This is a genomic window from Cryobacterium tagatosivorans (assembly GCF_004402215.1).
Lineage (GTDB): Bacteria > Actinomycetota > Actinomycetes > Actinomycetales > Microbacteriaceae > Cryobacterium > Cryobacterium tagatosivorans.
In genome coordinates this window covers 57,219-66,887 of sequence record NZ_SOEZ01000046.1, presented here as the reverse complement: position 1 = coordinate 66,887, position 9,669 = coordinate 57,219, and the positions used below count along the sequence as shown (strand labels likewise).

Annotated in this window: 10 protein-coding genes; 3 read left to right on the top strand and 7 right to left on the bottom strand. The window is 69.0% G+C overall.

The window, feature by feature from the left end:
• Positions 1-5 precede the first annotated feature (5 nt).
• Positions 6-1,355, top strand: a complete 1,350-nt coding sequence (locus E3O23_RS09660; protein ID WP_174776625.1) for a PhoH family protein — start codon at positions 6-8, stop codon at positions 1,353-1,355.
• 85 nt (positions 1,356-1,440) lie between these two features.
• On the opposite strand, the gene E3O23_RS09655 is transcribed toward E3O23_RS09660, so the two are convergent.
• From E3O23_RS09655 to xseA, 5 genes are read right to left on the bottom strand one after another with little or no spacing between them, the layout of a single operon-like run.
• Positions 1,441-2,856, bottom strand: coding sequence for a class II fumarate hydratase (locus tag E3O23_RS09655; RefSeq protein WP_134490480.1), 1,416 nt, complete (start codon positions 2,854-2,856; stop codon positions 1,441-1,443).
• Between the two features lie 37 nt (positions 2,857-2,893).
• Entirely contained in the window at positions 2,894-3,535 is a 642-nt protein-coding gene (locus E3O23_RS09650; protein WP_134490478.1) for a carbonic anhydrase, read from the bottom strand.
• Positions 3,532-4,194, bottom strand: coding sequence for a DUF4245 domain-containing protein (locus E3O23_RS09645; RefSeq protein WP_241983413.1), 663 nt, complete (start codon positions 4,192-4,194; stop codon positions 3,532-3,534). Before E3O23_RS09645 ends, E3O23_RS09650 begins: the two co-directional genes overlap by 4 nt.
• A complete protein-coding gene (locus tag E3O23_RS09640; protein ID WP_134490476.1) occupies positions 4,191-4,418 on the bottom strand; it encodes an exodeoxyribonuclease VII small subunit in 228 nt (75 codons plus the stop codon). The genes E3O23_RS09645 and E3O23_RS09640 overlap by 4 nt, the downstream gene beginning before the upstream one ends.
• Positions 4,419-4,428: 10 nt before the next feature.
• Positions 4,429-5,631, bottom strand: coding sequence for an exodeoxyribonuclease VII large subunit (xseA, locus tag E3O23_RS09635; RefSeq protein WP_134490474.1), 1,203 nt, complete (start codon positions 5,629-5,631; stop codon positions 4,429-4,431).
• A 92-nt stretch (positions 5,632-5,723) separates the two neighbouring features.
• Between xseA and E3O23_RS09630 the strand changes: the two genes are divergently transcribed.
• Complete coding sequence (locus E3O23_RS09630) at positions 5,724-6,740, top strand: 4-hydroxy-3-methylbut-2-enyl diphosphate reductase (RefSeq protein ID WP_134490515.1); 1,017 nt, start codon at positions 5,724-5,726, stop codon at positions 6,738-6,740.
• 46 nt (positions 6,741-6,786) lie between these two features.
• Here the strand turns inward: E3O23_RS09630 and E3O23_RS09625 are convergent, their stop codons facing one another.
• The gene (locus E3O23_RS09625) at positions 6,787-7,338 is read right to left on the bottom strand and encodes a DUF6264 family protein (protein WP_134490472.1); all 552 of its coding nucleotides are present in this window, start codon (positions 7,336-7,338) and stop codon (positions 6,787-6,789) included.
• A 9-nt stretch (positions 7,339-7,347) separates the two neighbouring features.
• Complete coding sequence (gene fbaA / locus E3O23_RS09620; RefSeq protein ID WP_134490470.1) at positions 7,348-8,373, bottom strand: class II fructose-bisphosphate aldolase; 1,026 nt, start codon at positions 8,371-8,373, stop codon at positions 7,348-7,350.
• Between the two features lie 261 nt (positions 8,374-8,634).
• Between fbaA and glpX the strand changes: the two genes are divergently transcribed.
• A complete protein-coding gene (gene glpX / locus E3O23_RS09615; protein WP_134490513.1) occupies positions 8,635-9,567 on the top strand; it encodes a class II fructose-bisphosphatase in 933 nt (310 codons plus the stop codon).
• The last annotated feature ends 102 nt before the right edge of the window (positions 9,568-9,669 follow it).

The window sequence follows — 9,669 nt, the reverse complement described above, 5'->3', positions numbered from 1 at the left end:
TGGTTGTGACCGCTAATCAGACCGACCGGCGCAGTGCAGATCAGCCGGCGTCACCCGTCAATCAGTCCGAGCGCACCTACGTGCTGGACACCTCGGTCCTGTTGTCCGATCCGAAGGCGATCTTCGCCTTCGCCGAACACTCCGTCGTGCTCCCGGTCGTGGTGATCACCGAACTGGAGGCAAAACGCAACGACCCCGAGATCGGATACTTCGCCCGCCAGGCGCTCCGCAACCTCGACGAGCTGCGGATGAAGCACGAGCGTCTCGACTTCCCGATCCCGGTCGGCGACGGCGGGAGCCTCCGCGTCGAGTTGAACCACTCGAACATGTCGGTCCTGCCGTCCGGGTTGCAGCTCGGCGACAACGACTCGCGCATCCTGGCCGTGGCGATGAACCTGTCCAACGACGGCATGAACGTCACTGTCGTCTCCAAGGACCTCCCGCTCCGGGTGAAGGCGTCCTCGCTCGGCCTCGCGGCGGAGGAGTACCGGCACGAACTCGCCGTCGACTCCGGCTGGACCGGGATGGACGAGATCACCCTCAACGGGGCCCAGATCAACGAACTCTACGAGAACGAGGCGATGACGACCCGGCTCGTGCAGGACATGCCCGTCAACACGGGGCTGGTCATCCACTCGGAACGCGGATCGGCGCTCGGCCGGGTGACCGGCAGCGGCGAGCTGAAGCTCGTGCGCGGCGACCGTGACGTGTTCGGGCTGCACGGGCGCTCCGCCGAGCAGCGCCTGGCGATCGATCTGCTGCTCGACCCGAGCATCGGCATCCTGTCCCTGGGAGGTCGAGCGGGGACGGGGAAGTCGGCGCTCGCCCTCTGCGCCGGGCTCGAGGCGGTGCTCGAGCGCCAGCAGCACCGCAAGATCATGGTGTTCCGCCCGCTCTACGCGGTCGGCGGCCAGGAACTCGGCTACCTGCCCGGCGACGCGAGCGAGAAGATGAACCCCTGGGGCCAGGCGGTCTTCGACACGCTCGGGGCGCTCGTCTCGGAGAACGTGCTGGAGGAGGTCGTGGAGCGTGGCATCCTCGAGGTCCTGCCGCTCACGCACATCCGGGGCCGTTCGCTGCACGACGCGTTCGTGATCGTCGACGAGGCCCAGTCCCTGGAGCGGAACGTGCTGCTCACGGTGCTCAGCCGGATCGGGCAGAACTCGCGGGTGATCCTCACCCACGACGTCGCCCAGCGCGACAACCTGAGGGTGGGCCGCTTCGACGGCGTGGCGTCCGTGATCGAGACGCTCAAGGGGCATCCGCTCTTCGCCCACATGACGCTCACCCGCTCGGAGCGCAGCGCCATCGCAGCCCTGGTCACCGAGATGCTCGAGGGCAACGGCCCCTCCTGACCGCCGAAATTGACAGTTCCGGTCGAGTTTGCCCCGCGGAACAGGGCAACTCGACCGGAACCGTCAAGCTCGAGGGCCGGGCCGGCTACCTCGCCTGGGGCGGACGGGTCATGCTCAGGACGTCGAGGGCGATGTCCAGCTGCTCCAGCGAGACCTCGCCGCGCTCGACGAAGCCGAGCGCGATCACGGATTCGCGCACGGTGAGCGCTTCGGCCACGGCGTGCTTGGCGACCTTGGCGGCCGCCTCGTAGCCGATCACCCGGTTGAGCGGGGTGACGATGGCGGGGGAGGACTCGGCCAGGGCGCGGGCGCGCTCCAGGTTGGCCTCGAGGCCGTCGACGGTCTTGTCGGCGAGCACGCGGCTCGCGTTCGTGAGCAGTCGGATCGACTCGAGCAGGGCGGTTCCCATCACCGGGATGGCGACGTTGAGCTCGAACGAGCCCGAGGCGCCGGACCAGGCGATCGTCGCGTCGTTGCCGATGACCCGCGAGCAGACCATGAGCACGGCCTCCGGAATGACCGGGTTGACCTTGCCGGGCATGATCGAGGACCCCGGCTGCAGGTCGGGGATGTGCAGCTCGCCGATTCCGGCGTTGGGGCCGGAGCCCATCCAGCGCAGGTCGTTGCAGATCTTCGTCAGGCTGACCGCGATCGTGCGGAGCGCGCCGGATGCGTCGACCAGGCCGTCACGGTTGGCCTGCGCCTCGAAGTGGTCCTTCGCCTCGGTGATCGGCAGTTCGGTTTCCTCGCAGAGCAGCTCGATCACGAGCTGCGGGAAGCCGGCCGGTGTGTTGATGCCGGTGCCGACCGCGGTGCCGCCGAGCGGAACCTCGGCGACGCGGGGGAGCGCCGAGCGCACCCGCTCGATGCCCAGGCGCATCTGGCGGGCGTAGCCGCCGAACTCCTGGCCGAGGGTGACGGGCGTGGCATCCATCAGGTGCGTGCGTCCGGCCTTGACGGCGCCGGCCCACAACTCGGCCTTGACCTCGAGGGACACGGCGAGGTGGTCGAGGGCGGGGATGAGGTCGTCGATGAGCGCGCTCGTGACGGCGATGTGCACCGAGGTGGGGAACACATCGTTCGAGGACTGCGAGGCGTTGACGTGGTCGTTCGGGTGCACCGGGCTGCCGAGCGTGCGGGTGGCGAGCGTCGCGAGGACCTCGTTCATGTTCATGTTCGAGGAGGTTCCGCTGCCGGTCTGGTAGACGTCGATGGGGAACTCGCCGTCGTAGCGGCCGGTGATGACCTCGTCGGCGGCTTCGGCGATCGCCGTCGCGATGGCGCCGTCCAGCACGCCGAGCCGGGCGTTGGCCAGCGCGGCGGACTTCTTGATCCGGGCGAGGGCTGCGATCTGCGCCGACTCGAGCACGGAGCCGGAGATCGGGAAGTTCTCGACGGCACGCTGGGTCTGGGGGCCGTAGAGCGCATCCCTGGGCACGCGCACCTCGCCCATCGTGTCGTGCTCGATCCGGTATCCGGCGTCTGCGGAGTTGTCCACCACTGTGTGTTCCCTTTCGGTTTCTGTGTGCGCGGGCGCGCTAAACGATGCCCACGACGATGTCGGGGTCAGCGCGCCCTTCGAGGAGGCTGTAATTCGCTCCGACGATAGCCAATGTACCTTCTGCCACGGCCGCGCTGATCATCTCGGAGCGTTCGAGCAGTTCGGCGACAGTGTCGCGGAGGTGTTCCCGGCCGACCGCAGGCTCGTCGACCGTGCCCGGGTCGATGGGCAGGTCCGCCGCCACCCCGCTCACCCGGCGGACGGCCGGCACGATCTTTTCGATGATCGAGTTGATGTGCGCAGGCAGCGGGATCGCGTCCTCGGCCTGGGACTCGATGGCCGCGCGCACGGCCCCGCAGCGGTCATGGCCGAGCACGAGAATGAGCGGCACGTGCAGGATGCCCACGGCGTATTCGAGCGATCCCAGCACGGAGTCGGAGATGACCTGCCCGGCGTTGCGCACGACGAACAGGTCGCCGAGGCCCTTGTCGAAGATGATCTCGGCGGCCAGCCGGGAATCGCTGCAGCCGAAGAGGGCGGCCACCGGCGTCTGGGTGAAGGCGAGCTCGGCGCGACGGTCGACGTCCTGGCGCGGGTGGCTCGGCTCGCCGTTGACGAAGCGTTCGTTGCCCCGGCGGAGCTCGCTCCAGACCTTCGAGGGTGTTGATGCCGGGCTCATCCCTGGTCTCCGTTCGTGTTCCGCGCGATGGTGTCGGTGAGGGCGCCGGCGAGCACCTCGAATTCGTCTTCGGGGGCCGTGCCGATGAGCAGGAAGGTGCTCGTCCCGGCCGTCGTCACGAGGGCGTAGTCGAAGTTCCCGCGCTCGCCCTCCGGCGCGGTGTTCCGATAGACGTCCCATTGGATGCCGTCGATCGTGGCGGTCTTCGCGGCGGGGGCGCCCTGCAGCTCCTCGCTCACCCAGCTGGGGTTGGCGTCGATGCCCTGGTTGAGGCCGATGAAGGCGTCGCTGGGCGTCAGCAGGCCGATGTACCAGGAGGCGACCTTGTCGCTGCCGCCGGAGCGCCAGGTCGCGGCATTCGCGCGCCAGCCGGTGGGCAGCCGGGGGCTGGCGAGCGGTTCGTCGACGCCGGGCTGCACCTGGCCGACAACGGCGGAGTAGTCGACGGTGCGGTCGACGGGCGTGTCGCTGCGTGGCACGAGGAGCACCAGCACGGCCACGGCCGCGACCGTGACGATGAGCGACAGGACCAGGTTGTTGACGGTCTTGCGGGCGCGGTACTTGCGGGTGTTCTCGGCCTTGCGGGCGGCCGTCTCCTCCGGGGTTTCCGGCCGCCCGAGTTCGGCGACGACCCGGGGTTCGCGTTTGGCGGCGCTCATTCGCCGGAGGCGGCGACCTGGCCGGCGCGGGCGGCGTCCAGCCGGGCCTTCGCGCCGATCAGCCACTCCTCGCAGCGGCGCGCGAGCGCCTCGCCGCGTTCCCACAGGGCGAGGGACTGTTCCAGGGTGGACGATCCCTGTTCGAGCTCGTTGACCACCCGGATGAGTTCGTCGCGGGCCTCCTCGTAGCTGAGGGCGCTGGTGTCGTCTGCGGGCTGGGTCATGGTGTCCATTCTATTTCGACACGGCGGTCAGGGATCCGCGGGCAAGGGTGATGCGCAGCTCCGTGCCGCCGGGCGCCTGTTCCGGGGAGCGCACGACCTGCCCGTCGGGCAGCTGCGCAATGGCGTACCCGCGGTCGAGCGTGCCCTGCGGGGAAAGGGCCCGCAGCTGGGAGCGCAGGTCGACGACGGCCGCCGCGGCCCGTTCCACCACCCGGCCGGCGAGCTCGGCGCCGCGCGCGACGTAGCGGGTCAGGTCTTCGGACCGGGAGTCGATGATCCAGGTGGCCGAGCTCAGGGCCGGGCGGGAGCGGAGCTGGCCGATCCGGTCGACCTCCGAGGCCAGGATGCCGGTGAGCCGGGTGCTGAGCCGGGCGCGGGCCTGCTGGACCCGGTTGAGCTCGTCCGCGACATCCGGGACAACGCGCTTGGCCGCATCCGTCGGCGTGGACGCGCGGAGGTCGGCGACCTCGTCGAGCAGGGGCCGGTCGGCCTCGTGGCCGATCGCGCTGACGAGCGGGGTCCGGCAGGCGGCAGCCGCGCGGACGAGCCCTTCGTCGCTGAAGCCGAGGAGATTCTGGAAGTCGCCGCCGCCGCGCGCGACGATGATCACGTCGACCTCGGGGTCGGCGTCGAGGCGCTTGATCGCCGCGGTCACCTCGGAGACCATCCGGTCGCCCTGGACGGCCGCGTGCACGACCCGGAAGGTGACGGCGGGCCAGCGCAGCTGGGCGTTGCGGAGGACGTCCTTCTCCGCGTCGGAATCCTTGCCGGTGACCAGGCCGATGCAGTGCGGGAGGAACGGCAGGCGGACCTTGCGCGAGGCGTCGAACAGGCCCTCGGCCGCGAGCTGCTTGCGCAACCGTTCCAGCCGTTCGAGCATGTCGCCGAGGCCGACGTGGCGCAGTTCGAAGACCTGCATGGTGAGCGTGCCGCCCTTGACCCAGTAGTTGGGTTTGACGAGGGCGATGACCCGGTCGCCCTGTTTGAAGTCGTTGGTGAGTTTCGCCCGGACGGACGACCAGACCGTGAAGCTGACCGTGGCGTCCTCGCTGAGGTCTTTGAGCTTGCCGTAGACGTTGCCGCCGCTCTGGCCCCACTGGGTGATCTCGCCCTCGACCCAGACGGTTCCGAGCCGGTCGATGTAGTCGCGGATCTTGGCCGAGAGCATCGCGACGGGCCAGGGGGTTTCGAGCGTGGTCGGGCCTTGGGTCATTGCTGGTCTCCTCCCACGGAACCCGTCCAGGCGTGCGCGCCTACAATGGGTCCGTGACCATCAGTACTAATTCGCCCGTGATCGGCCTCGGCATGCCCCGGATACTCAGTGCCCCGGGCAGGCTCAAGGATACCCCGGTGGCGGGGGCCAAACGGGTCCTGTTGGCAGCCCCGCGAGGCTATTGCGCCGGGGTGGACCGCGCCGTGATCGCCGTGGAGAAGGCCCTGGAGCACTACGGCGCCCCGGTATACGTGCGCAAGCAGATCGTGCACAACACCCATGTCGTGGCCGAACTGGAGCACAAGGGCGCCATCTTCGTCGACGAGGTCGACGAGGTACCGGCCGGTTCGCACATCGTTTTCAGCGCGCACGGCGTCTCGCCGGCCGTCGTCAATGCCGCCGCCGAGCGCGGCCTCCAGGCGATCGACGCCACCTGCCCGCTCGTCACCAAGGTTCACCGCGAGGCCGTGCGCTTCGCCCGCGACGACTTCGAAATCCTGCTGATCGGCCACGAAGGCCATGAGGAGGTCGAAGGCACCGCAGGGGAGGCCCCGGAGCACACCACCCTGGTCGGCAGCCCCGACGAGGCCGACACCATCGAGGTGCGGAACCCGGCCAAGGTCGTCTGGTTGTCGCAGACGACGCTGAGCGTGGACGAGACCATGGAGACCGTGCGCCGCCTGCGCAAGCGGTTCCCGCTGCTGCAGGACCCGCCGAGCGACGACATCTGCTACGCCACCCAGAACCGCCAGGTCGCCATCAAGAAGGTCGCCGCCGACTCCGACCTGGTCATCGTCGTCGGCTCCGCGAACTCGTCCAACTCCGTGCGCCTGGTCGAGGTCGCCCTCGAGTACGGCGCCAGTGCCGCCTACCGGATCGACTACGCCAGCGAAGTGAAGCAGGAGTGGCTCGACGGGGTGAACACCGTGGGCGTCACGAGCGGGGCATCCGTGCCGGAGGAACTCGTCGACGAGCTGCTCTCCGCCCTCGCGGATGCCGGCTACGGCGACGTCATCCCGGTCAAGACCGCCGAGGAAGACCTGATCTTCTCCCTGCCCAAGGAGCTCCGCAAGGACCTCAAGGGCAGCCAGGCCGCTCGCCCGGAGTAGCGCACGGCGCGGCTGCCAGGGCCGGCCTCGGCAGGGTCGGCTTCAGCTAGGGCCGGCTGTAGAGCTCGAGCAGGGTCGGATCGGTGGTCAGGACGACGCCGATGAACACGAAGATCGCCACGATCGACACCGCTCCGCCGATCAGCGGCACGTAGAAGGAACGGCGGCCGCGGGTCACCAGCAGGATTGAGGCCACGGCCGTCACCAGCCAGATCCCGGCTTCCACGAGTCGGCCGGCGATGATCAGGCCGGCGACCGAGGCGGCCGGGGTGTAGGTACCGAGGTCCTCCTGCGTGTAGAGCACCTGCATCGCCTCGGGCAGCGCCCCCAGCACCGAGACCAGGAAGAACGTCGCCAGGAGCCCGAAGACGAGCAGGCCGAGGGTGACCGGTCGATCCCAGGCGGGCGCGCGGACCGTGCGGACGGCCGTGACGGCCACCGGGATCGCCGGCCCGTTCGGCGCGACCGGGGCCACCGCCTGGTCCTGCGGGGGTGTCCAACTCCAGCCTTCCGGCGCCAGCTCGCCGTATTGCGGCCGGGGACGGGTGTCCTCGGGCCGGTTCGGCTCGGCGGGTGAATTCGGGTCTGGGGTGGTCATCCGTCGGTGCTAGCTGTTGGAATGGCCGGCCGAACCCAGCTGGCGAGTCGACTCGACGACGCGGGCGGCCATGGCCGACTCGGCCACCTTGCCCCAGGCGCGGGGGTCGTAGACCTTCTTGTTGCCCACTTCGCCGTCGACCTTGAGCACGCTGTCGTAGTTCTTGAGCATGTAGTCGGCGATCGCCCGGGTGAAGGCGTACTGGGTGTCCGTGTCGATGTTCATCTTGATGACGCCGTTGGCGACCGCCTCGGCGATCTCGGCGTCGGTCGAGCCGGAGCCGCCGTGGAAGACGAGGTCGAGCGGCTTGGCGCCGGTGCCGAACTTCGCGGCGAGGCCTTCCTGGATGCCCTTGAGCAGTTCCGGGCGCAGCTTGACGTTGCCGGGCTTGTAGACGCCGTGCACGTTGCCGAAGGTGAGCGCCGACATGTAGCGTCCCTGTTCGCCGAGGCCGAGGGCCTCGACCAGTGCGATCGCGTCGTCGAGGCTCGTGTAGAGCTTCTCGTTGATGTCGTGGCTGACGCCATCCTCCTCGCCGCCGACGACGCCGATCTCCACCTCGAGGATCGCGTTGATTGCACGGGTGCGCCCCAGCATGTCTTTGGCGATGTCGAGGTTCTCGCCGAGCGGCACCGAGGAGCCGTCCCACATGTGGGACTGGAAGATCGGGTTGCGGCCGGCCTTGACCTCCTCCTCGGAGGCCACGATCAGCGGCATGACGAAGTCGTCGAGGGCGCCCTTGGGGCAGTGGTCGGTGTGCAGCGCGACGGTGATCGGGTAATTGTCGGCGACCGAGTGCACGAACCGGGCGAAGGCGAGGGCTCCGGATGCGCGGTTCTTCACGGTGTGGCCGGCGAAGTAGTCCGCCCCGCCGGTGGTGACCTGGATGATGCCGTCTGAGCCGGCTTCGGTGAGGCCCTGGAGCACGGCGTTGATGGTCTGCGAGGAGGAGACGTTGAATGCCGGGTAGGCGAATCCCTTGTCCTTGGCCTTGTTCAGCATCTCGGCGTACTGGTCTGGGGTGGCGATAGGCATGGCGTCTCCTGAGGAAGTATCCGGCTGGGTGGCTCAATACTACCGAGAGTGCAGATACGCGGGGCGCATATGTCGACCCATAACTCCGCCCCGACCGGCGCGACGCTAAGCTGGCGGAGGTGGCTCTGGCCTACCTGCGCCGGCCCGCTGACGGGCAACGCCACTGCAACACGCTTCGTCCGGGAAGGACCATTTGTGAACAGTACTGACCCCATCGCCACCGACCCCATCGTGTACGCGCACCCCGATCGCAACCTGGCCATGGAGTTGGTGCGTGCGACCGAGGCCGCCGCCATTCGCGCCGTGCCGTTCATCGGCCGCGGCGACAAGAACGCGGCCGACAAGGCCGCCGTCGACGCCATGCGCGCGTTCCTTGCCACCGTCAACTTCGACGGTCTCATCGTCATCGGTGAGGGCGAGAAGGATGAGGCCCCGATGCTCTTCAACGGCGAGCGCGTCGGCACCGGCCGCGGCCCCGCCTGCGACATCGCCGTTGACCCGATCGACGGCACCAGCCTCACCGCCGCCGGCCGCCAGAACGCCATCTCCGTGATCGCCGTCTCCGACCGCGGCACGATGCTCGACGCGTCATCCGTTTTCTACATGGACAAGATCGTCACCGGCGGTGCCGGCCGAGGGGTCGTGAGCCTCGACCAGTCGATCGGGGACAACCTGCGCGAGCTGTCGAAGGCCATCGGCAAGCCGGTGGGCGAAATGACCGTTGCCGTTCTCGACCGTCCACGCCACGCGGGCCTCATCGACGCCATTCGCAGCGCGGGTGCCGGCACCCGGCTCATGCTCGACGGTGACGTGGCCGGCGGGATCAACGCCGCCCGCTACGAGACGCGCATCGACATGTGCGTCGGTATCGGCGGAAGCCCCGAGGGCATCACGACGGCCTGCGCGCTCAAGGCGCTCGGCGGTTACATGCAGGGCCGTCTCGCCCCGCGCGACGATGCCGAGCGGGCGAAGGCCGTCGAGGCCGGACTCGACGTCGACAAGCTGCTCGAACTCGACGACATGGTCAGCGGGAACAACACGTTCTTCGTGGCGACCGGTGTCACCGACGGCGGGCTCGTCGACGGGGTTCGCCGCAAGGGCCCGATGATCCGCACCGAGAGCATCGTGCTCCGGTCGCGCTCGGGTACCGCCCGTCGCGTCGTCGCCGAGCACCTCGCCGAGAAGTGGCTCTAACGCCCTGATCCACCTACCGCCGAACCGTGAGTTTGGCACCTTCGTTGGGCTCGTGAAGGTGCCAAACTCACGGTTCGGCGACGTATTTGGCCGACGCGTGAC